The organism is Mycobacterium appelbergii (assembly GCF_032883035.1).
GTDB lineage: Bacteria > Actinomycetota > Actinomycetes > Mycobacteriales > Mycobacteriaceae > Mycobacterium > Mycobacterium appelbergii.
Genome location: NZ_JAMQTH010000002.1, coordinates 84,548 through 108,212, shown reverse-complemented (window position 1 = coordinate 108,212; position 23,665 = coordinate 84,548). Strand labels below are relative to the sequence as shown.

Genomic DNA, 23,665 nt, shown 5'->3' with positions numbered 1-23,665 from the left:
TGTGCCCTACCGCGGCGTCCCGCGGGGGCGCACCGTGGAGGAGTGAGTAGTAGGTTTCCCGACGCCGAGACCCTGCGAGCCGCCCTGTCGCTGGCGGTCCGGGCGCCGTCGGTGCACAACTCGCAGCCGTGGCGCTGGGTGGTCCGCGGCCACAGTCTGCACCTGTACGCCGACCCCGAACGCCACCTGCCCGCCACCGACCCCGACTGCCGCGACCTACAGCTGAGCTGCGGTGCCACGCTGCACCACTGCGTCGTCGCGCTGGCCAGCCTGGACTGGAAGGCCACGGTGCACCGGCTACCCGACCCCGGCGACCCGAATCACCTTGCCGCCATCACCATGACGCCGCACCCGAGCGCCGACGTCGAGGTGAAGCTGGCCACCGCGATACAGGACCGCCGCACCGATCGTCGCCATTACAGCGCCAGAGAGGTATCCCCCGCCGACATCGCGCTGATCGGCGCCCGGGTCGCCCGTTCGGGTGTGGCGATGCGTCGCGTGGAGTCGCTGACTGACCTGAATGCGGTTATCGACCAGGCAGTTTCGCGTCACGTGTCGGACTACGAGTATCTCAGCGAGCTGACCAGGTGGAGCGGGCGTTACGCGTCGCTGGCCGGGATTCCCGCACACAGCACGCCCGCCCCGGATCCGTCGGCGCCCGTGCCCGGGCGCCTGTTCGCCGGGCCGGTCCTGATGCAGCCGACCAACAGCAGCGGTGCCGGCGATCACGGCGTGGTGCTGGCGCTGGGCACCCGCGACGACGATGCGCTGGCGCGGCTGCGCGCCGGTGAAGCCACCAGCCTGCTGCTGCTCACCGCGACCGCGCTGGGCATGGCGACCTGCCCGATCACCGAGCCACTCGAGGTGGCAGAAACGCGGGCGGCGTTGCGCGACGAGCTTTTCGATTCACGCGAATATCCGCAGATGCTGGTCCGGGTGGGCTGGCCAGCCGCGGACGCCGACCTACTGCCTGCCACGCCACGCCGCAAACCCCGCGTCTAAACCGGCAGGGGCACCGTCCAGCGCAGCACAGTGCCTCCGCCGGAACGGTTCTCGACGTTCAACTCGCCGGCCGCCGAGGCGGCGCGGTCACGCAGATTCGCCAAACCGCTTTCCGTGACGGGGCCACTGATGCCGCTGCCGTTGTCGGCGACCTCGATACACAGGTCGTCCTCGACCTTCACCCGCACCGTCAGTTCGGTTGCCCCGGAATGCCTTACGGCGTTGCTCACCGCTTCACGCAACACCGCCTCGGCGTGCTCGGCCAGCGTGGCGTCGACCACCGACAGCGGTCCCACGAACTGCGCCGTGGTGTGCAGCCCGGCCCCGGCGAACTGTGCGATCACCTCATCCAGCCGCTGCCGCAGCCGCGTCGCGCCTGCGGGAGGACCGTGCAGGTCGAAGATGGCGGTGCGGATGTCCTGGATGACGGCCTGCAGATCGTCGACGCTGTCGGTGAGCCGCTGTTGCACCTCGGCCGACCGGGCCCGCGGGATTGTCCCCTGCAGGTTCAAGCCCACCGCGAACAGACGCTGGATCACGTGGTCGTGCAGATCGCGGGCGATCCGGTCGCGGTCGGCGAGGATCTCGAGTTCACGCACGCGGCGTTGCGACGTCGCCTGCTGCCAGGCAAGCGCGGCCTGATCGGCGAAGCCCGCCGCCATGTCCAACTGCTCTGCGCTGAAGACCCGGCCGCCCTCGCCGCGCACCGCGACCAGCACCCCGGCCACGGTGTCGGTGGCCCGCAACGGCAGCACCAGCGCGGGTCCGCCGGCCAGGTCGAGCCGGTCCAGGCGCTGCGGAACGCCCGCGCGGAACGCGGTGCCTACGGGGCTGTCCGTCACCGGGATCGTGTCCAATTCGGCGACGGTGCCCGCCGTCGCGACCACCACCAGCGTGGCCACCTCGGAAGCAGGCGCCTCGGCGTCGACCGGAACCGCCACCAGCGCACCGTCGGCACCGGTCAGTTTGAGCGCCTCATCGGCGACGAGACGAAACACCGTGGCCGGGTCAGTGCCCGCGAGCAGGGCGCTGCCGATGTCGCGGGTCGCGGCGATCCAGGCGTGCCTGGCGCGCGATTGCTCGTAGAGCCGGGCGTTGTCGACGGCGATCCCCGCAGCCGCAGCCAACGCCTCGACCAGCACCTCGTCGTCCTCACTGAACGGCTGGCCGTTCTTCTTGTCGGTGAGGTACAGGTTGCCGAACACCTCGTCGCGGATCCGGACCGGCACACCGAGGAAGGTCCGCATCGGCGGGTGACCCGGCGGGAAGCCGACCGAAGCGGAATGCTCGTGGATGTCGTCGAGCCGGATGGGGTGCGGGTCGTCGATCAGTACCCCGAGCACACCGCGTCCCTCTGGCAGATGCCCGATGCGCTGCCGCGTCGCGTCGTCGATGCCCTCGTTGACGAACTCGACCAGCTCATGGCCCTCACCACGCACGCCCAGAGCGCCGTAACGGGCGTCGACCAGCTCGATCGCGGTGTGGACGATGGTGCTCAAGGTGACGTCTAGATCCAGCCCGGAGGTCACCGCGAGCATCGCCTCGACCAGCCCGTCGAGCCGGTCCCGGCCGGTCAGGATCTGCTCGACGCGGTCCTGGACCTCGGTCAGCAGTTCGCGCAACCGCAACTGGGACAGGGTCGTCCGCAAGGCACCCTGATCGTCGGTCACTGCACCAACCTATCCGTGGCGGTCGAGCTTGGAGACGAACACCGCGGCCTGGGTACGTCGCTCCATTCCCAGCTTGGCCAACAACCGGGAGACGTAGTTCTTGACGGTCTTCTCGGCAAGGAACATCCTGGCGGCGATCTGCTTGTTGGTCAGCCCCTCACCGAGCAGGTCGAGCAGCACGCGTTCCTGTTGGGTCAGCCCCGACAACGGATCGGAGCGTTCGGCGTCACCGCGCAGTTTTGCCATCAACGCCGCAGCCGCCCGGTTGTCGAGCAGGGACCGGCCCGCGCCGACATCCTTGATCGCCTGCGCGAGCTCCATGCCCTTGATGTCCTTGACGACGTAGCCGCTCGCGCCGGCCAGGATTGCATCCAGCATCGCCTCGTCGGAGGTGAACGACGTCAGCATCAGGCATCGCAGATCCGGCATGCGCGACAACAGATCCCGGCACAACTCGATTCCGTTGCCGTCGGGTAGCCGGACATCGAGCACTGCGACGTCGGGCGCCAACGCCGGTATCCGGGCCAGTGCCTGGGCCACCGAGTCCGCCTCGCCGACGACCTCCAGCTCCGGGTCGGCGCCGAGCAGGTCGATCAAGCCGCGCCGCACCACCTCGTGGTCGTCGACCAGGAAAACTCTGATCATCCTTCGAGTCTCACAACCGCTGCTGTCGATGGCAAGTGAGCAGCGAGCAGTCGGAGCCGGCCAGCACCGCAATCCCGGGCGGCCCGGCGAGCTCACCGGTGCCGCCGGCGCGTTCCGCACCGACCACGGCCAGTTGCACAGACTCCCGATGCGCAGCCAGGTATTCCAGGATGCTGCGGTGGCCGGTGATCGTTTCCACCTCCAGCCCCGGGTGCTGACGACGCCAGCGCGAGAGCCGCCGGTCCAGCTGCGCCTGTGCGAGCCGATTGCGGTCGGCCACCGCCGATGCGTCGTACATCTCGCGGTTCCGGTTCTGCCACGTGGCCAGCACGCACAGCGGCGCACCACGCAGCAGCGCCTCGTCGACACCGGTCTGCAGCACCGCGGCACTGGACGGCCTGCCGTCGACCTCGACCACGACCCTGCGGTCACGCTGGGGCGCGGAGGCCCGGACCACGGCGACCGGACAGTGTGCGGCCTTCACGAGACCTGCTGCAGTGGAACCGATCCGGCCCCGGCTGGCATGCTTGAGCCCAATCGTGCCCACACATACCATGGCCGCCGTGTGCGAGGCGGCGATCAGCGCCCGAACCGGATTGTCCCGCACCACTTCCTGTTCGATCTTCACGGGGCCTTCGGAGGATTCCCCGGTGAACCGCTGCCGCACCGCTGCCTCGGCGGCGGCCAGCGCGCGGGATGCGTCGTGGTGATCATCGGCTGTGCCCGCAGGCCCGACGGCGTAGAGCAGGAGCAGCGGAACATCACGGCTGAGCGCTTCTCTGATCGCCCACAGCGCGGCGTCCACCGCGGTGCGTGAGCCGTCGATCCCGACGACCACAGCGTGCAAAGGCCTCATGGTCAACTCCTAAGCGAAGGTGAGGATGTCGTCGATGGGCCGCCGTGGCGTCGGCGGCGGGACGCCTTCCAGCGCCGGTGCGACGCCCGCCCGGATCAGGGCCTGCGGGCAGGCGTCCCGGTCGATCAGCTTCGCGACGATGTCGCGGCTGGCGTGCAGTTCGGTCACATGCGTCACCGGGCAGGTTGCCAGGCCGATCAGCGTGCACTCCAACAGCATTGCCGAAAGGGCCTCCCCGGCATCCAGAGCGTCTTCGCGGCTGTACCCGTCGGTGGAGAGCACCAGGATCGCCGCGGCGTCGGCGCCGATGCTCTGCCGCCGGTCACTGTGGTTGGTCACGGGGAAGGAACGGGACAACGCGACCCGGTCATTCTCGGCTGCCGACACCAGCGAGCTCTGCGGTACTCCTTCTTCGGTTGCGAAAGGCGTTGTCCACCAGGTGAGCTCGGCGTGATACGAGGAATCGTATAGGCGCAGAGACTCGCTCAGCGCGGCAGCCTCGGCAAGCTCGGCGCGGGCCTCGTCGGCCACGACGTCGAGATGCACCGGCCCGTCCGACAGTCGCAGGCGCAGCAGCGGTTCGAACGACGCCCAGTCGGGCGGTGCTGCCATCGGGAGCCGGTCGGTCCGGCGCGACAGGATCGCGCCGGCGCGCCGACGGTGCGCGTCGGTGACGAACTCCATCGGGTGGAACTGCAGTGTGGCCAGGTGATCCCGGTTGTTCGGGTTGGGGAACCGCTCCACGCTGGTACTCCAGCCTGCCGATGCCATCGCCACTCGCAGATGGTCCAGCATCACCCCGCAGCTGATCACCGCCTCGCGGGCCGACCGGTCTGTCGAGCGCACCACCCGGTCGGGGTCCAGGAACAGCTGCAACGCCTTGTCGGCCACCCATCGCCACGGTTGAGTGTTGTGCAGCGACGGCGCACGGGATGCCAACTGCACGGCGTTGGAGAGTACTGCGGGGTCGATCATGGTGTCGGGCATGCCAACAGCCTCGCCGACCCGGCCTCCAGCGGTTAGAGGCTTTGGTCCTCAGTCCGGTGCGACCTAAGTCTCATGCCCCGTTGTTCGGTCCGCCGGAGTTGGCGCCGGGGATGTCGGTGATCGGGAAGTTGGGCATCGGCGCCGGCGACGGGGTGTTCGGCAGCGACGGGATGTCTTCGGGCGGGATGTCGCGCAGACCGTTCACCGGTGGACCGTTCTCGCGGCTGCCGTAACTGCTGCCCGGTGCGCGTTCCCCGAGCATGTGGCTCACCGTCACCAGGTGGTAGTCGTTGGCCTTGAGCACGGGGATGAACTGCTGCACCAGGTCCACTGTCGAGGAGTAGGTGTCATGTAAAAGTACGACAGCACCCGGTCTGATCTGCGTCATCAGCATGTAGCGGGTGGCCGCGGTATTGGCGTCGTTGGCCCAGTCGAACGGGATGACGTCCCAGTTGATGTCTGCCAGCCCTTGCTTTTTCGCCTCGGCCAACACTTGATCGTTGACCAGACCACCGGCGGTGCGGACCAGTTTCGGCCTCGTCCCGGTCGCCGCCTCGATGGCGTCACTGGACCGGCTGAACTGGGCCGGAATGTCCTGCGGTGGGATCGCGGTCATGTTGGGGTGCTCCCAGGTGTGGCTGCCGATCTCCATGCCCGCCGCGGCGATCCGTTCGGCACCCTCGGGGTTGGCCGCCACCTTGTTGCCGATCAGGAAGAACGTCGCCTTGGCATCGTTGTCCTTGAGGATCTGCAGCAACCGGTCGGTGTAGGGGCCTGGGCCGTCGTCGAACGTCAGCGCGATGCAGTTGACCTTGCCGCAATCGACGTCGTCGGGGTCGTCACGGCGGATGTGTCCGGTGAGCCCGCCGATGACCAACACCGCGACCGCGGCGGCCACGCCGACGACAGTCCAGCGCCAGGATTGGCTACGGCGACGACTCTGCGGCACGTTGGCAGCCTACCGGGCGGCGATTTCGGCGTGATCTGTCACGCTCAGCGAAACCGATCACGCCGAAATCGCACTCAGGGCAGGGCACCGGGGCTGATCTCCTCCAGCATCTCGGTCACCAGCGCCGCGATCGGCGAACGCTCGCTGCGCTGCAGGGTGATGTGGGCGAACAGCGGGTGACCTTTGAGCTTCTCGATCACCGCTGCCACGCCGTCGTGCCTGCCCACCCGCAGGTTGTCGCGCTGGGCGACGTCGTGGGTGAGGACCACACGCGATCCACTCCCGAGGCGGCTCAACACGGTCAACAGCACGTTGCGTTCCAACGACTGGGCCTCGTCGACGATCACGAACGAATCGTGCAGTGAACGACCCCGGATGTGGGTCAGCGGTAGGACTTCGAGCATGCCGCGGGAGAGCACCTCTTCGAGCACCGCGGGGCTGGCCAGCCCCTCCAGGGTGTCGAAGACGGCCTGCGCCCACGGCCCCATCTTCTCGCTCTCACTGCCGGGCAGGTAGCCCAGTTCCTGTCCACCGACGGCATAGAGCGGCCGGAACACCACCACTTTGCGCTGGGTACGACGCTCCAGCACCGCCTCCAGGCCCGCGCACAGCGCCAACGCCGACTTCCCGGTCCCGGCCTTGCCGCCGAGCGACACGATGCCGATCGACTCGTCGAGCAGCAGATCCAGTGCCACGCGCTGTTCGGCGGAACGGCCGCGCAGCCCGAACACCTCGCGGTCGCCGCGGACCAGCTGCACACGCTTGGCCGCGTTGACCCGCCCCAGTGCGTGGGAGTTTCCGCCCAGCAGACGAATTCCGGTATGGCAGGGAAGGTCTCGGGCCTCGGCCAGATCGGTTTCCCCGTCGGCGAACATGGTGTCGATGTCCTCGGGGGCGACATCCATTTCGGTCATCCCCGTCCAGCCGGACACGATGACGTCCTGGGCGTGGTACTCGTCCGCGGCGATCCCCACCGCGCCGGCCTTGACCCGCAGCGGAATATCCTTGCTCACCAACGTAACCGACTTGCCCTCCGCGGCCAGGTTGGCCGCGCAGGTCAGGATGCGGTGATCATTGCTGTCGGTGCGGAACCCGGCGGGCAATACCGAGGGATCGCTGTGATTGAGTTCGACTTGCAGGGTTCCACCTTGTGTCCCAACGGGAATCGGCTGATCCAGCCGTCCATGCTCGAGCCGCAGGTCGTCGAACATCCGCAGCGCCTGCCGGGCGAACCAGCCCAGCTCATGGTGATGCCGTTTGGCTTCCAATTCGCTGATGACAATCAGCGGAACCACCACTTCATGCTCGGCAAACCGGCTGCATGCCCATGGATCGGACAGCAACACGGAGGTGTCGAGCACATAGGTACGGACAGGCGAATCAGTCACGTGGCGCTCCTAGAGGCGAAGCTCGTTATGCGGCCCCACACGAACTTCTCGGTGGACGCTGCGGTGCCAGGACCGGGGCCGGTCCTTTCGCGATCAAAACGATCGGTACCGCCCGGACGACAGAGCATGTCGCTAGCCATCGGATTCGACGCTACTCCCGCCGCGGCGGGGTTGTCCTCTGGCGCGCCGGTGTTTCGCGCCCGGCGAGTTACGCCTGGATGAACTGTTGGAGTTCGGCTTCGTCGGCCAGTCCCCACGCGGTGATCCGGTCGGAGATCACGCGGCCCAGGGCGGCCTTGTCGAAGATGCCGGACTCCGCCAGCACGGCCACTTTGTCCTGGTAGGCGTCGATGTCAGCGCCGATCACGTCGAGTCCGGCGGCCCGTGCGGCGATCGCGGCGATGACCTCGCCGCGGTGCTGTGCGAGTAACGACGAGACGAGGTTGGCGAAGAACTCCTCGTGCCGCGCTTCGTCGGCGGCGATACGGCCGAGCATGGCGACCAGCGCCGGCTCGTCGGCCTGTGCCTGCAGGTTGCGGCAGAACACCGCATGGGACCGTTCGAAGAACGCCATGAACACGAGCGTCTCGATCTGGCTGAAGTTGTCGGCGCGGTAGCCCTTCATCACGTGTTCGACGCGGACGTCCTCATTGGCGGCCGGGTCGATCTCACGGGTGACGACGAGATAGTTGCGCAGGGCAACGGCGTGCAGGTGCTCTTCGGCGGTCCACCGGCCGAGGAAGCGGCCCCACTTCTCCTCCAGGATGAAGTGCTCGACCAGCTCGCGGTGATATCCGGCCAGGTTGTCCTTGGTGATCAGCAGGATCTCGCACGCATCGGTGATGGCCTTGGGCAGCGTCACCTGTGACGGATCCCAGTCCTTGCCACCGAGGAACGCGAAGTTCTCGCCCTGGTCGAACGGCACGTAATCGTGCGCGTACCAGAGGTCCTCGGTGTCGAGGTGACGACGCAGTTCGGCGTTGACGACGGGCTCCAGCTCGAGCGTCAACGCATCAGGGACAGGTTTCTGTGCCATGAAAGTAACTGTAACCCGAGTTCACATGTTTCTCGAAATCAACCTGCCCGTGTCACCGGTTGTGTAACTGCCAGTCCTCTAACCCGTCATACAGCGGATACTCACGCGCCAGCCGGGTCACCCGGTCGGCCAGCGCAGCCACATCCGCCGCGGGCCCCTGCGCCAGCGCGGTACCGATGATGTCGGCGACCTCGGTGAACTCGGTGTCGTCGAAGCCGCGGGTCGCCAGCGCCGACGTGCCGATCCGCACCCCGGAGGTGACCATCGGCGGGCGTGGGTCGTCGGGCACGGCATTGCGGTTGACCGTGATGCCGATCTCGTGCAACAGATCCTCGGCGGCCCTGCCGTCCAGCGGCGACCTGCGCAGATCAACCAGCACCAGGTGCACGTCAGTGCCGCCGGTGACCACTGAGACGCCTGATCCGGCGACGTCGGCGGCCTGCAGTCGGTCGGCCAGGATGCGGGCGCCGGACAGTGTGCGCGCCTGCCGGTCGGCGAACTCCGCCGTCCCGGCGATCTTGAAGGTGATCGCCTTGCCCGCCACGACCTGCATGGCCGGGCCGCCCTGGGTGCCGGGGAACATCGCGGAGTTCAACTGCTTGGCGAACCGCGACTTGCCCAGGATCAGCCCGGACCGGGCGCCGCCGAGGGTCTTGTGCACGGTGGTGGACACCAGATCGGCGTGCGGTACCGGATTGGGATGCAGGTCCGCAGCGACCAGTCCGGCGAAGTGTGCCATGTCGACCCACAGATGCGCGTCGACCTCGTCGGCGATGGATCGGAACGCGGCGAAGTCCAGCGTCCGCGGGTAGGCCGACCATCCGGCGATCAGCACCTTCGGCCGGAATTCCAACGCGCGTTCACGCACCGCGTCCATGTCGATCAGGCCCGTCGCGGGGTCCACGCCGTAGAACCCGGATTCGTAGACCTTGCCGGAGAAGTTGAGCTTCATGCCGTGGGTCAGGTGACCACCGTTGGCCAGGTCGAGGCCGAGCAGCCGCTCCCCCGGCGACATCAGCGCGGCCAGCACCGCGGCGTTCGCCTGGGCGCCGGAATGTGGCTGCACGTTGGCGAATTCGGCGCCGAACAGGGCCCTGGCCCGGTCCCGGGCGATGTTTTCGATGACGTCGACGTGTTCGCAGCCGCCGTAGTACCGACGCCCCGGCAGCCCCTCGGCGTACTTGTTGGTCAGGATGCTGCCCTGGGCCTGCAGCACCGATCGGGGCGCGAAGTTCTCCGACGCGATCATCTCCAACGTGTCGCGCTGGCGGCCGAGTTCTCTGTCGAGCAGCTCGGCGATCTCGGGATCGACTTCAGCGACCGGGGCGGACATGACGGACGTGGAGACGCGCGTTCGGGATGTCACGCGGCCAGAATGGCATACGCCATGGGGGTATGGGGCCCTACCCTGTACAGCCCCTGTGAGTTTGCTGAGAACGGCTCAATGGGTTCAGAGCGTGAGGCCTGGATAGAGCGGGTTGGCGGCGAGCAGTTCCGCCGACGCCGCGTGCACCCGGTCGGCAGTGCCGTCGGCGAGCTTGTACTTGGCCTTGGACGACCCCTCGGCTGTCGTGTTCTTCAACACGTCGACAATCAGTTCCGCGACCCGGTCGAAGTCGTCGGCGCCGAATCCGCGACTGGTCAATGCGGGCGTGCCCAGCCGGACACCGCTCGTGTACCAGGCGCCGTTCGGGTCCGCCGGGACGGAGTTGCGGTTGGTGACGACGCCGGCGTCGAGCAGGGCCGATTCGGCCTGGCGGCCGGTCAGCCCGAACGAACGCACGTCGAGCAACACGATGTGGTTGTCCGTGCCGCCGGTGACCAGGCCGGCATCGCGCTTGACGAACCCGTCGGCCAGCGCCTGGGCGTTGTCGGCGACCTGCTGGGCGTAGGTCCGGAAGGCAGGCTGGCGCGCCTCGGCCAGTGCCACGGCCTTGGCCGCCATCACGTGGCTCAGCGGGCCGCCCAGCACCATCGGGCAGCCCTTGTCCACGGCAGGCGCGAACTCCTCGGTGGCCAGCACCATGCCGCCGCGCGGCCCGCGCAGCGACTTGTGTGTGGTCGTGGTGGTGACGTGGGCGTGCGGCACCGGATCCTCGTCACCGGTGAACACCTTGCCCGCGACCAGGCCGGCGAAGTGGGCCATGTCGACCATGAGCGTGGCGCCGACCTCGTCGGCGATCTCCCGCATCTTGGCGAAGTTCACCCGGCGCGGGTACGCGGAGTAACCGGCGACCAGCACCAGCGGCTTGAACTCGCGGGCGGCAGCGGCGACGGCGTCATAATCCAGGAAGCCGGTCTCCGGGTTGGTCCCGTAGCTGTGCTGGTGGAACATCTTGCCGGAGATGTTGGGGCGGAAGCCGTGCGTGAGGTGCCCGCCTGCGTCCAGCGACATGCCCAGCAGGCGTTGGTTGCCCAGCTTGTTGCGCAGCGTCTCCCAGTCGGCTTCGGACAGGTCGTTGACGTGCTTGGAGCCGAGCTTGGCCAGCTCTGGCGCTTCGACCCTGGTGGCCAGGATCGCCCAGAAGGCAACGAGATTGGCATCGATGCCGGAGTGCGGCTGCGCGTAGGCGTACGGCGCGCCGAACAGTTCACGGGCATGCTCGGCCGCCAGGGCCTCGACGGTGTCGACGTTCTGGCAGCCCGCGTAGAACCGGTGCCCGATCGTGCCCTCGGCATACTTGTCGGAGAACCAGCTGCCCATGGTCAGCAGCACCGCCGGGGAGGCGTAGTTCTCGCTGGCGATCAGTTTGAGCGAATCGCGTTGATCGGCAAGTTCTTTGCGGGTCGCGGCAGCGATCCGGGGTTCGACGGATTCGATGACCTGCAAGGCGGCCTGGTAAGCGGCGCTGGCGGTGTCGGCGTAATCGGCGCCGGTAGCCGCGGGCAAGGTGGATGACGGGTCAGCTGCCATGGCATTCAGCCTAGTCGGCCCCTATCCTCGCAGCGTCGACGGGATCAGTGGCTCATCGAGCAGCCGGCCGAACCGCGCCGTGAGGCTGACCTCGGGCGGCCGGGAGTCCAACCAGCCCCGCAGTAGCCGGTATCCCTCGATGTAGGTGCTGGTGTAGGCGCGCCACAGCGGCGAGGACAGGAACCGCAGCATCTGGCGGGCCCGTTCGTCGTTGACCAGAAGCCACTGCTTGAGGAACGCGACGACATCGTCGACGTCGCGGTGCTCGTCGTGCAGCATCAGCGCCGCGTCCTGACGCACGTCGGCCAGCCCGGCCATCGCCTCCGACACCGCCTCGGCGCGTTCACCGTCGAACCGCAGCCCCAGATCGGCGTAGATCTCGGCGGACCAGGCTCCCCAACCGGGACCGACCGCGGCGTGCAGGGCCAGGTCGGCAAGGCCCTCGGCCATCAGGCATTGCGGGGTGTTGACGAGGAAGATCGTCTGTTCGGCCTGGTTGCCGCGGACCACCAGCCCGGCCTCTTTGCGGCAGTGCTCGGTGTGGTGGCCCGGATAGGACTCGTGGGCAACGAGCCGCGGCAGGTTGGCCATCTGCTGCTTGAGGTCGGCGTTGACGGCCACCGTCGAGCGGTAATTGCCCAGGTAGTAGTTGAACCCCGACCACGGTTTGTCGGTGACCACCTCGTAGGTGATGGTTTCGGTCTCCGGCAGCGGGTATTCGGCGCGCACCCGGTCACGCAGCGCCGAGGAGAACGCGTGGATGCATTCCTCAAGGCGTTCCGGCGGGATCTCATCGCCGGCCCGGTGCGCCTGGATGCGGTCGGCCAGTGGACCTGTGCCGCCGAGCGCCTCGTCGAGCTTGACGTGGGCCGCGCGGTATTTCTCCGGATCGCCCTTGCTGATCTGCACGTCGAAGTAGGCCGCCACCTCGTCGACGAAGCCGACCTGTTCACCGGCGAACTTGCGGCCCGCGCAGTTCAGGGCGCGCAGGTGCGCGCGGATGTACTCGGCGCGGGTGCGATCCAGGTCCTCGGGTATCGCGGCGAGCAGGCGGTCGGCCTGCCGGGCGAGGTCGGCCGGGTCCGGCGCCGGTTCATTCTCGACGGCGCGGCGCAACGCGGGGTCACCGGTGAAGGAGTCGACGTAGCCCTCCTCCACCCGGTCGAAGCGCAAACCGAGCAGCAGATATTCGCGGATGAGGGCGTCTGAGCCCATGCCGGAGTCCATGCCCTCAACCGTAAATGCAAGACTGACGGAATGCCGCGGCCAAGCGAGCCGAGCCCCTACGTGGAGTTCGACCGAAGTCAATGGCGTTCATTGCGTATGTCCACGCCACTCAAACTCACCGAGGATGAGCTGCTGCGATTGCGCGGTATGGGTGAGAAACTCGACATCCTCGAGGTCGAAGAGGTCTACCTGCCGCTCGCCCGGTTGATCCAGCTGCAGGTGGCGGCGCGGCAGCGGTTGTTCGCCGCCACCGCCGAGTTCCTCGGTGAGCCACAGCAGAATCCGGACCGGCCGGTGCCGTTCGTGATCGGGGTGGCGGGCAGCGTCGCGGTGGGCAAATCCACCACTGCGCGTGTGCTGCAGGCGCTGCTGGCCCGCTGGGAGCGTCATCTGCGCGTCGACCTGGTCACCACAGACGGGTTCCTGTATTCCAACAGTGAGCTGAACCGCCGGAACCTGATGCATCGCAAAGGTTTCCCGGAAAGCTATGACCGCAGGGCGCTGATGCGGTTCGTCACGGCGGTGAAATCCGGTGCCGACGAGGTGTGCGCGCCGGTGTATTCACACCTGCTCTACGACATCGTGCCGAATGAGAAGCAGATCGTCCGCCATCCCGACATTCTCATCCTGGAAGGCCTCAACGTTCTGCAGACCGGTCCGGCGCTGATGGTCTCGGACCTGTTCGACTTCTCGGTCTACGTCGATGCGCGTCTGGAAGACATTGAGCAGTGGTACATCTCGCGATTCCTGACGATGCGTTCGACGGCCTTCGCCGACCCCGCGTCACACTTCCACCACTACTCCACGCTGACCGATGAGCAGGCCGTGTTCGCCGCACGCGACATCTGGCATTCCATCAACCGGCCCAACCTGATCGAGAACATCCTGCCGACCCGCCCCCGGGCCACCCTGGTGCTGCGCAAGGATGCCGACCATTCGATCAACCGGTTACGCCTGCGCAAGTTGTAGTTGCTTTTCCTCCGGTTTTCTCCGGCCTTTTTCCCCGGCGAGCAGACACGTAGGTACCGGAAAACACCGCAATTGGGGTACCGAACTGTCTGCTCGCGGGGTTAGGTGAGCGGTCCACACCGGACGTCGAACCGGTCATGCACGGTGTCCAGGGTGCGACGCAGGTGCTCGCGGGCGCCCCGGTGGGTTCGCATGAACCGTATGCCACCGAGGGTGCGCCGCGGGCGCGGATACCACCGGTCGAAGTCGAGCCCGCATTCGCCGAACACCTTGGTCGGCACGACGTCGACAATCTGACCAAGGTTGTACTGTGCCAGCGCGAACAACGTATACGGGAAAACTGTTTTGGACTTCTTCCACAGCTCCTGCATGTCGAGCTCATACAGCGGCGTGTCACGCAGCTTGCCCAAGAACATCAGGTGGGTGAGGTAATACGCCATGTATGACGTCAAATGCATTGTGGCAGAGCGGGGTTGTATCGACAGGACCGCACCGCCGGCCGCGACATAGGGTTCGTAGGGATGCTCGTTGTTGGTGACATATCCGGTGCAGTTGACGATCCAACTGTCCGCCTGGATGGCTTTTGACGCGCCGCTGCGGAATACGAGGTCGACTGTTCCATTGCGGTCCACGGCATCGACGAAGTGATCCATGATCACGTCGTTCAATCCCGCTGCGATGGCGCGGTTCTCCGACTCCGACAGCACACCCAACAGGAAATTGCCGGTTTCAGAGGTCAGCCACGTGCCGTAATTGGCGCGGTACCAGCTCGCGACGTCGCCTTCGTTGGTCCCGTCGAACCGCCGGGACAGTTCGATGGCCACGCCGCTCAACAGCGTGCTCCCCCACCATCGCCGCAAGCCGGTGGGGAAGAACTTGTCCCGGCTGGTGAAGAGCGTGCCGGAGCCGGCCACCAGGTTGACTTCGCGACCGGGGTACTGGGTGATCAGTGTGTGGGCGGTGTCCATGGCGGTTTTGCCACCGCCGATGATCCACACCGGGGTGTCGTTCTCCCTCATCTCACCGTCGCGCACATCGCAGTAGTCGGGCGACACCGACCTGACCCGTGCGCTGGAGATCTCCAGCGCCTCGTTGGGCGTCACCCGGAGGCCGTAAGCCTTGATGAGCTTCCTGGCCTCGATCACCCGTGGCCGGCCATCGGCGGTCCGGCAGGTGATGCGTACCCGCTCGCCCGTTCTCTCGTCGGAGGCTTCATCTGATTCGAAAGCCCAGCCGTACCGTTCGTCGACGGTGACGCGCTTGCGGATCTCGTCCAGGCAGTGCGCGAAATGGCCCAGCACTTCATCTTTCGTAGCCAGGTACGACGGTTCGCGTCCCAGCGTCCAGGCGATGTTGCCCGCGGTGAACATCGGATGCGGCTGGTGCAGTCGCACGTACGGGTAGGTGTCGACCCACATCCCGCCGGCCCGCTGCCGCCCATCGATCAGAATCACGGTCTGGTCCCGGTCCAGGTATCGGCTCGCCACGAACAGAGCGTTCAGCCCGGCGATACCTGCACCGACGATGCAGACGTCACATCGCTCAGCAGCTGTCGTGGTCATGGCCGCCTCCCTGGTGTTCCAGGGATCAGTGTGCGCGGGTATACCGCAGTCGAGGCAGGTAGTCGGCTACTCGAATCTGAACGGCGATATCGCCCGGAACCGGCGGCTCCGGGCGATGTCGAATCGGTTCAGGCCTTGATGCGGCGCACCCCGGCGTATTGCCATTCGGCCATCACCGCGGTGTAGATGCCGGTGGCGATGAGTACCACGACACCTGCGGTGGTGAGCGACATGGTCAGCACGGCGGTGACCGCGATCACCGTGCACAGCGCGTTGGCGATCGCGGTGCCGATGCCTGCGGGGCGGACGCGTTCGATCGCGGCGAGCGCAAACACGACGACACCGTAGGCGACCGAGAAGATGCCGACCCCGTATTCGATGGGCTTCGACAGGCCGGTCAGCTCCGAGAACCACCCGGCGGCGGCCAAGAGCGCGATACCGGCGATGCCGACGAGCACGGCGTCGACCCGCATCGCCAGACGTAGCAGCGAATCTGAAGCGGTGGCGGTGCCTGAGGCGGTGAGGGCGGTCATGATTCTCCTTCTGGTGGTGTTTTTACTGGTGAGCACGGTGCGGGGACCCACAGCCGCAACCTCTTTCGGCTGCAGCCCCCGCACCGGCGGGAAGGGAGTCACGCCAGACGGCGCACTCCGCGGTATTGCAGCCAGGCCAGGCCTACCGTGGCGGCGACGAAGCTGAGCACCAGGTCGGCACCCAAGCCCGTCAACGGCAGCCAGCCGGCGATCACGGTGGTGACTGCGGCCACCGTGAACAGCACGTTGCCGACGACGACGCTGATGCCGACGCGGCGGATATCGGGCACCGCGGCAAGCACATAGAGCAGCACGCCGTAGCCGGCCAGGCCCGCGCCGACGATCCATCCGGACGTCGCAGACAGGCCCGAGATGCGCGCCAGTGAATCGGCGGTCATCGCGACGAGCAGGCCGACCGCGGCGCACAGTGTCGCGTCGGCGCGCAGCGCGAACCGCAGTAGTGAATCGCCAAGAGCCGCGCCTGCGGCGACATCAGGCTCGGAGTCGGACAGTGGTCGGGTGGTGATGGCGGTCATGTCGAGCTCCTCGGCAGTGAGGCTTTTGTGGAACACCACCGAGACTGCTCAGATCGTGCTGCCAGATCGACGCCAGACGCTGCCAAGCACTGCCAACCCCAGGTCAGCGGCGTGAACTCAGTCGGCCGCGGTCACCAAACTGCCGCGCAGATCCGCGGCGATCACCCGCGCCGCGGCGTTCTGCCAGTTGTGCAGAGACCGTTGCGGCACCTCGGTGACGAACCATTGCCACGCCTGCCGGGCGACCGGATCGAGCCCGGCCGCGGTGGCATTCTGCGCGTAGGCCCGCACCCCGACGACGTACGGGAAATACAGCGAGTTGTAGTGGCGCCACTGCTCGGTGGTGCCGAAGTCGCCGCCGTCGCGCGGTTTGAGCGCAGCGATCCGGTCGGCGAGCAACGCCTTGAGTTCGTTGGCCCGTTCCAGGGGCTGATCGGGTGCGCCGCGTTCGGCCAGGCGGACATCGATTGCGGGTAGCGCGGTCAGCGGGCTGGCCACCAGTTTCGACAGGTCGCCGTAATGGCCCAGCGCGCGACGGGTCAGCCGGACGAACGCGTCGTCCTCGATGCCGTCGAGCGGACTGCCCGACCGCAGCGGTAACGCGGCCTCGGTCTGACGCAGCGCCTCACGATCGGCGCGCAACACTGGTGAACGCCAGAACGCCAGCCGGTCGAACAGCCCCGACAGCGGGCCTGCGAGGACTTGGACGGCGACGGCGACCGCCAGGCTGGTGAAGAGCAGTACCGTCATCGCCAACCGGCCGTCGCCCGAATCCAGGACGGCCATCCCGATGAGGGCCTGCGCGCCGAACGGCACCGCGACCACCAGCGTGCCGATGATGGAGCGCCGCATATCGGCGCGCAGCGCCTGGCCCTCGTCGAAGGCATCCCAGATCGCGACCGCGATACCGAGGAGTGCGACGTCGAACCCGGTGGAGGCCAACGCCAGCCAGCTGGGTACCAGCCCGAGCGGAATGATCAGGATCGCGTTGCCCAGCGCAAAGAACAGTGTCGCGATCACGACCACGCCGACCACCGGCATCGGTTTGGCACCGCCGATGACCGCCTTGATCATCGCCCCCAGCGAGGACAGCGAGATCACCGCAAAGAGCACCCAGTGGCCGGTGCGCAGCGGACCGTCGACGCTGCCCGCCATGGCAGCCCCGGCGAAGGCGAGCACCGCGACCACCCCGATGGCGGCCATCTCACCGGCACGGGCCCGCCACGTGTCGCGGGGCCGCGCCAGTTCGATCAGCACGGCGAACCAGGCGATGCCGGGCACCGCGACGAGGTAGATCTCGATGCGGCCGAGTAGTTCCGAACCGGCGGCCACCCGGACGACGTCAAGCGCGACGACTGCGGCGAAGCTCGTCAGCCCGATGGCGGCGAGCACCAGGACGGGTTTGCGTGGGTCGCGGGCGAGCAGATACAGCCCCAACCACCAGCTGAGCGTGAAGACCACTGCCGACAACGCAGCCATCTGTTAAGTGTGTCACTTCCCGTAGCGGCGGTGGCGCGCGGTGTAGTCGCGCAGGGCGCGCAGGAAGTCGACGCGACGGAACGCCGGCCAGTACGCCTCGGTGAACCACATCTCCGAATAGGCGCTCTGCCACAACAGGAATCCGGACAGTCGCTGCTCCCCCGACGTCCGGATGACCAGATCGGGGTCCGGCTGGCCGGAGGTATACAGGTTCTCCGAGATGCCCTCGGCGCTGACCGCCTCGACGAGTTGTTCGGCGGTGGCGCCGTTGGCCAGCTCCTTGTTCAGCAGCGAGCGGACCGCATCGACGATTTCCTGTCGCCCGCCATAGGCGACCGCGACGTTCACATGGAAACCACTGCCGTTGCCGTTGGTGGACTGCACGGCCTCACGCAGCCGTCGGGCCGGCTCCTCACCGAGAAGCTCCAGGTCACCCACGGTGCGCACGCTCCATCTGTTGGGTGGTGCGCAGATCTCCTCGACGACGTCGGTGATGATCTCGATCAGCCCGGCCAATTCGTCGGGGTCACGCTGCAGGTTCTCCGTCGACAACAGGTACACGGTCGCCATCTCGATGCCCGCGGCCTGGCACCAGCGCAGCATCTCGGCGATCTTGGCCGCACCCATCCGGTAGCCGATGCTGACGTCATCGTGACCAGCGTCACGGGCCCAGCGCCGGTTGCCGTCGCACAACACCGCGATGTGGCGCGGCAGTTCGGATTTGGACTGCGACAGCTCATGACGCAACCGCATCTCATAGAGCCGGTAGGCCGGTTCTTTGAGCCGCGGGGGAATGATGTCCACGAGAATCCAGACTACTGTGATCGTCGGGGTACCCCATGGCTTAATGGAGGTGAGATGACCGCTCCAATCAATGCCAGCAAGCCTTACCGTGCAGCCGCGGTGAACCGCCAAGCCGAAGACCTGCCCGAGGCCGTCGCCGACGGCGTGGCACAGTTCCTCGGCAGACCACGCGCCCGCGGCTGGATCCACGTGTATTCGGCGATCATCGCGCTCATCGCCGGGGCGGCGCTGGTATCGGTGTCGTGGTCGGTGGAATCCACGCGCGCCGGCCTGGCGACACTGCTCTACACCTTCACCATCGTGGCGATGTTCACAGTCAGCGGCACCTATCACCGCGTGACGTGGAAATCGGACGGCGCCCGCAAATGGATGAAGCGGCTCGACCACTCGATGATCTTCGTCTTCATCGCCGGTAGCTACACCCCGTTTGCCCTGCTCGCGCTGCCCGAATCCAAGGGCATGGTGTTGTTCTGGATCGTCTGGGGCGGCGCCATCGCGGGCGTGCTGCTCAAGATGTTCTGGCCGTCAGCACCACGCTGGCTCGGGGTGCCGCTCTACATCCTGTTGGGCTGGGTGGCGGCCTGGTTCATCGGGCCGATCATGGAGGGCGCCGGTGTGGCGGCGGTGGTGCTGCTGATCGTCGGCGGTGCGCTCTACAGCGTCGGCGGCGTGCTCTACGCACTCAAGTGGCCCAACCCCTGGCCGACGACGTTCGGCCATCACGAGTTCTTCCACGCGTGCACGGCGGTCGCGGCGATCTGCCACTACATCGCCATGTGGTTCGCCGTGTTCTAGTGATTTCGGCGTGATCGGTTGCGCTGAGCGCAACCGATCACGCCGAAATCACAGTTACAGCGGGGTGACGTCGCTCTGTGACCAGTAGGCCTTCATCGCCGCGATCTTGCCCTCACCGTCGAACGCCATCACGTCGATGGGCTCGATGCGCATGCTGTTCTCGCCGAAGTCCAGGGTCAGCCGGAAATGGAACGCCGCTTCGTGCCCGGCCACCCGCAGCGTCACCAATTCGGCCTTGGCCTTGACGTTCTCGACGTTGGCGTAGAACCCGCGGATCGCGGCGCGGCCGATGTGGACCTCACCACCCACCGGATCCTCGACCGTGGCGTCGTCGGCATACAGATCGGCGATGTCGTCGGCACTGCCACTGGCAACCAGCTCGAGATAGCGGTTGACGGTCTGGGTGATCTGCTCGGCGTTGGGCATGGCCGCGAGGCTACACGGCCACGCCCAGGGCAGCGGCGAGTTCTGCGACGGTGGTGACCGGAAGATCGCAGACCCGCCCCCGGCACACGTACGCGGCGTCTGCACCGCCCACCCCGTCACGGTCGATCAGCAGCTCCGAGGAATTCACCGCACCCCCGACGACGATGGCCCCGCCCGGTGCCAGTTTCCGCGCGGCGGACAACAATTCGGATGTCGATCCGTCACAGGCCACCGCGATCTGGATCGGCCCGCGGACCGCGGCCTCGGCCACCGCCAGCCAGTGCCCGCCTGAGCGCGCCGCCCTGGCCAGAATCGGTGTCGCGGAGGACAACGTGTCCTGGGCCGCGGCGGCATAGGTCTCCGACGACGTCAGGTGTGCGGCCAGTTGCAGTGCCTCGGCGATCGTCGACGCCCCTGACGGCGTCGCGCCGTCGATCGGGTCGGCAGGGCGCACCATCAGCTTCTCGGCGTCGTCAGCGGTGTCGAACCAACGCCCCGGCTGCTCGGGATCGGCGAAGTGCCGCAACGCGACGTCGACCAATCCGACGGCCTCGGTGAGCCAGGCGCCGGTCAGCTGATACAGCGTCAGCAGGCCCGTCGCCAGGCACGCGTAGTCCTCCAGGATCGCTGCGCTCTCGCCCACCCGGCCACCCAGACTTGCCCGGCGCAGCCGCCCGTCCACCACATGCAGCTCCAGCAGGCGGCGCGCGCATTCCGAAGCCGCGTCAAGGAATTCGGGCCGGTCCAAGGCCACCGAGACCTCCGCCAGCGCGGTGATGGCCAGCCCGTTCCACGCCGTCACCACCTTGTCGTCCCGGCCGGGTTGGGGCCGTTGACCCCGTGCGGCCGACAACGTGGACCGCACCGAGACGAACCGGTCCACATCGTCAGGGTCGGCGGGCAGTTGCAGCACCGAGGCGCCGTGTTCGAACGTCCCGTCGGCGGTCACCGCGAAAAGTGAAGCGGCCCAGTCTCCGTCGCTCTCGCCGAGCACCGCGCGCAATTCCGCAGGAGTCCACACATACGTCAGGCCTTCGCGGCCAGCGGCGTCGGCGTCCAGCGACGAGGTGAACATTCCACCGGCACCGAGATCTTCGATGATGAATTGCGCTGTCTCCGTGGCAATCCGCTTGGCCAGTGGATCCCCGGTGCGCCGCGCCCAATGTGCGTAGGCGCGCAGCAGCAGCGCATTGTCGTAGAGCATCTTCTCGAAGTGCGGCACCACCCAGTACGGGTCGACGCTGTAGCGGGCGAACCCGCCGGCCAACTGGTCGTAGATCCCGCCACGGGCCATCGCCGTGCACGCGCGTTCCACCGCAGCCAACGACTCACCGGACCCGGTGCGTTCGTGGTGTCGCAGCAGACCTTCAAGCAGTGTGGACGGCGGAAACTTGGGCGCACCACCGAATCCACCGTGCGCGGTGTCCTCGTCGTTGAGCACTGTTGCCACGGCGTGGTCACACAGTTCGGGCCCGACCGGCGCACCGCCGCCTGGCAAACCGGCCGACATCGACCGCAGTTCGTCGGCGATCCGGTCCGAGGCCTGCTCGACCTCGTCGCGGCGGTCCCGCCAGGTCTCGGCGACCGCGGCCAGCAGCTGCATGAAACCGGGCTTGGGGTAGTAGGTTCCGCAGAAGAACGGCCGCCCGTCCGGGGCCAGAAAGCACGTCATCGGCCAGCCGCCCTGCCCCGTCAGCGCAACCGTGGCGTTCATGTAGACGGCGTCCAGGTCGGGCCGTTCCTCCCGGTCGACCTTGATGCAGACGAACCCGGCGTTCATCGCCGCGGCGACGTCGGGGTCCTCGAACGATTCGTGCGCCATCACGTGGCACCAGTGGCAGGCCGCGTAGCCGATGGACAGCAAGATCGGAACGTCCCGCTCGGCCGCCTCGGCAAGTGCCTCAGGCGTCCATTCACGCCAGTGCACCGGATTGTCGGCGTGCTGGCGCAGGTACGGGCTGGTGGACGCGCTCAGTCGGTTGGCCACAGGACCAGTCTGGCCTCCCCGGTGATCGTCCGCGCGGCCGGTCTCACGCCCGAACGGTCAGTCCGGTCCGCTCGTGGAGTTTCCGTTCTCGGGCCGCGGCTCGGGCTCGGCACCCACGGTGCCTTCGTCGACCGCCTGATCGGGTTCGGGGTGTTCGGGGTCGAAGGATTCGGGCAGGCGGTTCAGATGCCGGTTCATCGACCACACCAGGGCGAACGTTCCGATCAACAACACCACCACGATCACCAGGCCGAACGGGCTGGCCTTGCCGAAGTCCGGGCCGGTGTTGCGCGGCTCGTCGGCGAGCAGCGTCACCACGGCGGTCAGCGTGTCGATCATGGCTGGTCAGCCCCGGGGTCTATGCCGGCGAACAGGTCGTCTTCCGGCAGCGTCACAGGCACGCGGGACCGGGCCAGCTCGAACTCCTCGGTCGGCCACAACCGCTGTTGCCACTCGATCGGCGCATGGAAGAAATCACCCTTCGGGTCGATCTGCGTGGCGTGTGCCCGTAGCGCATCGTCACGCTGACTGAAGTATTCGGAGCATTCGATGCGGGTGGTCACCCGGCCGGCGAACGCGTCGTGATCAGGATCCCAGTGCTCGAGCCATTTGGCGAATGGCCCCTGCTGACCGTGCTTGGCGAACTCGTCCTGCAGCAGCTGCATGCGCTGCCTGAGGAAGCCGTGGTTGTAGTACAGCTTGGAGACGCTCCACGGCTCACCTGCATCGGGATACCGCAGGTAGTCGGCGGCCGCCTCGTAGGCGGCCACCGATACCGCGTGGCAGCGGATGTGGTCGGGATGCGGATACCCGCCGTTTTCGTCATAGGTGGTCAGCACGTGTGGGCGGAACTCCCGGATGACGCGGACCAGGCGCTCGACGGGCTCTTCCAGGGGCACCACCGCGAAGCACCCCTCGGGCAGGGGCGGCAACGGATCGCCTTCCGGCAGCCCGGAGTCGACGAACCCCAGCCAGTGATGCTCGACGCCGAGGATCTCGGCGGCCTTGGCCATCTCGTCGCGGCGCACCTCGGAGATCCGCCCGTGCACCTCGGGCAGGTCCATCGCCGGGTTCAGGATGTCGCCGCGCTCGCCGCCGGTCAGGGTCACCACCATGACGCGTGCACCTTTGGCCGCGTACCGCGCGGTGGTCGCCGCGCCCTTGCTGGACTCGTCGTCCGGGTGCGCATGCACCGCCATCAACCGCAGTTCACTCATTTCGTCTCATCTAACTACGGCGACCTCTTACCTAATTCCTGTACCCGGCCGGATACCTTGGCCCGGCGACTCTCGTCCTATAGTTCCAGTTCTGATGATCGAACGTCCCGCCGCCCGCTACGGACGGCAACCGCTACCCCGCCGGACCCGGCGTTGGATCGTGATCGCGATCGCTGCGCTGGTGGTGGTGGCAGGCGTGATCGTGGCGGTTGTCGCCTCGCAACGCTTCGGCAGCGGCGATGTGAAAGGCGAGCTCACCGCCTATCAGGTGATCGACGACGAGACCGTGTCGGTGACGATCGGGGTGACCCGTGCGGATCCGTCTCGATCCGTGGTGTGCATCGTGCGGGCCCGCTCGGTCGACGGGAGTGAGACAGGCCGCCGCGAGGTGCTGGTGGCCCCGTCGGATCACAAGACAGTGCAGGTCACAGCGCCCGTGAAGACCAGCCGTCCGCCGGCCATGGGCGATGTCTACGGGTGCGGCATGGACGTGCCTTCCTATCTGGTGGCACCCTGATCTGAGCTGGCGCAACCAATGCCGAAGGGCTAAACCGTGAAGATCAGCCGACCTCACGGTGGTACGATTGTGCGATACACGGTTCCTCGCTGGGGCCGTGTATTGCTGCATTAGCGGGCAGATCACCCCGGCAATCGCGGCAATACACGCTGATGCGCCCAGCCCG

Annotated in this window: 23 protein-coding genes; 4 read left to right on the top strand and 19 right to left on the bottom strand. The window is 67.2% G+C overall.

All coding sequences use genetic code 11. The features are described from left to right. Positions 1–42: 42 nt before the first annotated feature. Positions 43–1,002 carry an Acg family FMN-binding oxidoreductase gene (locus M1247_RS04795; protein WP_317155139.1) on the top strand — a complete coding sequence of 320 codons (960 nt, stop codon included), beginning with the start codon at positions 43–45 and terminating at the stop codon, positions 1,000–1,002. On the opposite strand, the gene M1247_RS04790 is transcribed toward M1247_RS04795, so the two are convergent. From M1247_RS04790 to M1247_RS04745, 10 genes are all read right to left on the bottom strand, one after another. After that, complete coding sequence (locus M1247_RS04790) at positions 999–2,672, bottom strand: sensor histidine kinase (RefSeq protein WP_317155138.1); 1,674 nt, start codon at positions 2,670–2,672, stop codon at positions 999–1,001. The genes M1247_RS04795 and M1247_RS04790 overlap by 4 nt on opposite strands. A gap of 9 nt (positions 2,673–2,681) precedes the next feature. Next, entirely contained in the window at positions 2,682–3,317 is a 636-nt protein-coding gene (gene dosR, locus M1247_RS04785; protein ID WP_317155137.1) for a hypoxia response regulator transcription factor DosR/DevR, read from the bottom strand. A gap of 10 nt (positions 3,318–3,327) precedes the next feature. Further along, the gene (locus M1247_RS04780) at positions 3,328–4,173 is read right to left on the bottom strand and encodes a universal stress protein (protein WP_317155136.1); all 846 of its coding nucleotides are present in this window, start codon (positions 4,171–4,173) and stop codon (positions 3,328–3,330) included. A gap of 9 nt (positions 4,174–4,182) precedes the next feature. Next, positions 4,183–5,160 carry an Acg family FMN-binding oxidoreductase gene (locus tag M1247_RS04775; protein WP_317155135.1) on the bottom strand — a complete coding sequence of 326 codons (978 nt, stop codon included), beginning with the start codon at positions 5,158–5,160 and terminating at the stop codon, positions 4,183–4,185. Between the two features lie 70 nt (positions 5,161–5,230). Further along, the gene (locus tag M1247_RS04770) at positions 5,231–6,109 is read right to left on the bottom strand and encodes a polysaccharide deacetylase family protein (protein ID WP_317155134.1); all 879 of its coding nucleotides are present in this window, start codon (positions 6,107–6,109) and stop codon (positions 5,231–5,233) included. A 74-nt stretch (positions 6,110–6,183) separates the two neighbouring features. Next, positions 6,184–7,497, bottom strand: a complete 1,314-nt coding sequence (locus tag M1247_RS04765; RefSeq protein WP_317155133.1) for an RNA 5'-3' helicase PhoH2 — start codon at positions 7,495–7,497, stop codon at positions 6,184–6,186. A gap of 208 nt (positions 7,498–7,705) precedes the next feature. Further along, on the bottom strand, positions 7,706–8,533 hold the full coding sequence (locus M1247_RS04760) for an acyl-ACP desaturase (protein WP_317155132.1): 828 nt from the start codon (positions 8,531–8,533) through the stop codon (positions 7,706–7,708). A 52-nt stretch (positions 8,534–8,585) separates the two neighbouring features. Next, entirely contained in the window at positions 8,586–9,866 is a 1,281-nt protein-coding gene (gene glyA / locus M1247_RS04755) for a serine hydroxymethyltransferase (protein ID WP_317155599.1), read from the bottom strand. 117 nt (positions 9,867–9,983) lie between these two features. Beyond that, positions 9,984–11,447 (bottom strand): glycine hydroxymethyltransferase, encoded by a 1,464-nt coding sequence (locus tag M1247_RS04750; protein ID WP_317155131.1) that lies wholly within the window; start codon positions 11,445–11,447, stop codon positions 9,984–9,986. 21 nt (positions 11,448–11,468) lie between these two features. Next, positions 11,469–12,674 (bottom strand): DUF885 domain-containing protein, encoded by a 1,206-nt coding sequence (locus M1247_RS04745; RefSeq protein ID WP_317155130.1) that lies wholly within the window; start codon positions 12,672–12,674, stop codon positions 11,469–11,471. 30 nt (positions 12,675–12,704) lie between these two features. Between M1247_RS04745 and coaA the strand changes: the two genes are divergently transcribed. Next, complete coding sequence (gene coaA / locus M1247_RS04740) at positions 12,705–13,643, top strand: type I pantothenate kinase (protein ID WP_317155129.1); 939 nt, start codon at positions 12,705–12,707, stop codon at positions 13,641–13,643. Between the two features lie 101 nt (positions 13,644–13,744). On the opposite strand, the gene M1247_RS04735 is transcribed toward coaA, so the two are convergent. The 5 genes from M1247_RS04735 to M1247_RS04715 form a co-directional block, all read right to left on the bottom strand. Further along, positions 13,745–15,205 carry an FAD-dependent oxidoreductase gene (locus M1247_RS04735; RefSeq protein WP_317155128.1) on the bottom strand — a complete coding sequence of 487 codons (1,461 nt, stop codon included), beginning with the start codon at positions 15,203–15,205 and terminating at the stop codon, positions 13,745–13,747. Positions 15,206–15,333: 128 nt separating this feature from the next. Then, positions 15,334–15,738 carry a hypothetical protein gene (locus tag M1247_RS04730; RefSeq protein ID WP_317155127.1) on the bottom strand — a complete coding sequence of 135 codons (405 nt, stop codon included), beginning with the start codon at positions 15,736–15,738 and terminating at the stop codon, positions 15,334–15,336. A 98-nt stretch (positions 15,739–15,836) separates the two neighbouring features. Then, on the bottom strand, positions 15,837–16,274 hold the full coding sequence (locus tag M1247_RS04725) for a hypothetical protein (protein ID WP_317155126.1): 438 nt from the start codon (positions 16,272–16,274) through the stop codon (positions 15,837–15,839). A gap of 117 nt (positions 16,275–16,391) precedes the next feature. Then, a complete protein-coding gene (locus M1247_RS04720; RefSeq protein WP_317155125.1) occupies positions 16,392–17,753 on the bottom strand; it encodes a hypothetical protein in 1,362 nt (453 codons plus the stop codon). Positions 17,754–17,765: 12 nt separating this feature from the next. Beyond that, positions 17,766–18,557, bottom strand: coding sequence for a (2Z,6E)-farnesyl diphosphate synthase (locus tag M1247_RS04715; protein WP_317155124.1), 792 nt, complete (start codon positions 18,555–18,557; stop codon positions 17,766–17,768). Between the two features lie 54 nt (positions 18,558–18,611). Between M1247_RS04715 and trhA the strand changes: the two genes are divergently transcribed. Then, complete coding sequence (gene trhA, locus M1247_RS04710; RefSeq protein ID WP_317155123.1) at positions 18,612–19,352, top strand: PAQR family membrane homeostasis protein TrhA; 741 nt, start codon at positions 18,612–18,614, stop codon at positions 19,350–19,352. Positions 19,353–19,406: 54 nt separating this feature from the next. Here the strand turns inward: trhA and M1247_RS04705 are convergent, their stop codons facing one another. From M1247_RS04705 to mca, 4 genes are read right to left on the bottom strand one after another with little or no spacing between them, the layout of a single operon-like run. Then, on the bottom strand, positions 19,407–19,778 hold the full coding sequence (locus M1247_RS04705) for a nuclear transport factor 2 family protein (protein WP_317155122.1): 372 nt from the start codon (positions 19,776–19,778) through the stop codon (positions 19,407–19,409). A 10-nt stretch (positions 19,779–19,788) separates the two neighbouring features. Beyond that, a complete protein-coding gene (locus tag M1247_RS04700) occupies positions 19,789–21,765 on the bottom strand; it encodes a thioredoxin domain-containing protein (RefSeq protein ID WP_317155121.1) in 1,977 nt (658 codons plus the stop codon). 57 nt (positions 21,766–21,822) lie between these two features. Beyond that, positions 21,823–22,104, bottom strand: a complete 282-nt coding sequence (locus tag M1247_RS04695) for a hypothetical protein (RefSeq protein ID WP_317155120.1) — start codon at positions 22,102–22,104, stop codon at positions 21,823–21,825. Next, on the bottom strand, positions 22,101–22,982 hold the full coding sequence (gene mca / locus M1247_RS04690) for a mycothiol conjugate amidase Mca (RefSeq protein WP_317155119.1): 882 nt from the start codon (positions 22,980–22,982) through the stop codon (positions 22,101–22,103). The genes M1247_RS04695 and mca overlap by 4 nt, the downstream gene beginning before the upstream one ends. Positions 22,983–23,076: 94 nt before the next feature. On the opposite strand from mca, the gene M1247_RS04685 reads away from it, so the two are divergent. After that, positions 23,077–23,499, top strand: coding sequence for a DUF4307 domain-containing protein (locus tag M1247_RS04685; protein WP_317155118.1), 423 nt, complete (start codon positions 23,077–23,079; stop codon positions 23,497–23,499). The last annotated feature ends 166 nt before the right edge of the window (positions 23,500–23,665 follow it).

Coding starts and splice junctions, on each gene's coding strand:
- dosR (WP_317155137.1), bottom strand. CDS start 3,317: ATGATCAGAGTTTTCCTGGTCGACGACCACGAGGTGGTGCGGCGCGGC.
- M1247_RS04780 (WP_317155136.1), bottom strand. CDS start 4,173: ATGAGGCCTTTGCACGCTGTGGTCGTCGGGATCGACGGCTCACGCACC.
- M1247_RS04775 (WP_317155135.1), bottom strand. CDS start 5,160: ATGCCCGACACCATGATCGACCCCGCAGTACTCTCCAACGCCGTGCAG.
- M1247_RS04760 (WP_317155132.1), bottom strand. CDS start 8,533: ATGGCACAGAAACCTGTCCCTGATGCGTTGACGCTCGAGCTGGAGCCC.
- glyA (WP_317155599.1), bottom strand. CDS start 9,866: ATGTCCGCCCCGGTCGCTGAAGTCGATCCCGAGATCGCCGAGCTGCTC.
- M1247_RS04750 (WP_317155131.1), bottom strand. CDS start 11,447: ATGGCAGCTGACCCGTCATCCACCTTGCCCGCGGCTACCGGCGCCGAT.
- M1247_RS04745 (WP_317155130.1), bottom strand. CDS start 12,674: ATGGACTCCGGCATGGGCTCAGACGCCCTCATCCGCGAATATCTGCTG.
- coaA (WP_317155129.1), top strand. CDS start 12,705: ATGCCGCGGCCAAGCGAGCCGAGCCCCTACGTGGAGTTCGACCGAAGT.
- M1247_RS04735 (WP_317155128.1), bottom strand. CDS start 15,205: ATGACCACGACAGCTGCTGAGCGATGTGACGTCTGCATCGTCGGTGCA.
- M1247_RS04730 (WP_317155127.1), bottom strand. CDS start 15,738: ATGACCGCCCTCACCGCCTCAGGCACCGCCACCGCTTCAGATTCGCTG.
- M1247_RS04725 (WP_317155126.1), bottom strand. CDS start 16,274: ATGACCGCCATCACCACCCGACCACTGTCCGACTCCGAGCCTGATGTC.
- M1247_RS04720 (WP_317155125.1), bottom strand. CDS start 17,753: ATGGCTGCGTTGTCGGCAGTGGTCTTCACGCTCAGCTGGTGGTTGGGG.
- trhA (WP_317155123.1), top strand. CDS start 18,612: ATGACCGCTCCAATCAATGCCAGCAAGCCTTACCGTGCAGCCGCGGTG.
- M1247_RS04705 (WP_317155122.1), bottom strand. CDS start 19,778: ATGCCCAACGCCGAGCAGATCACCCAGACCGTCAACCGCTATCTCGAG.
- M1247_RS04695 (WP_317155120.1), bottom strand. CDS start 22,104: ATGATCGACACGCTGACCGCCGTGGTGACGCTGCTCGCCGACGAGCCG.
- mca (WP_317155119.1), bottom strand. CDS start 22,982: ATGAGTGAACTGCGGTTGATGGCGGTGCATGCGCACCCGGACGACGAG.
- M1247_RS04685 (WP_317155118.1), top strand. CDS start 23,077: ATGATCGAACGTCCCGCCGCCCGCTACGGACGGCAACCGCTACCCCGC.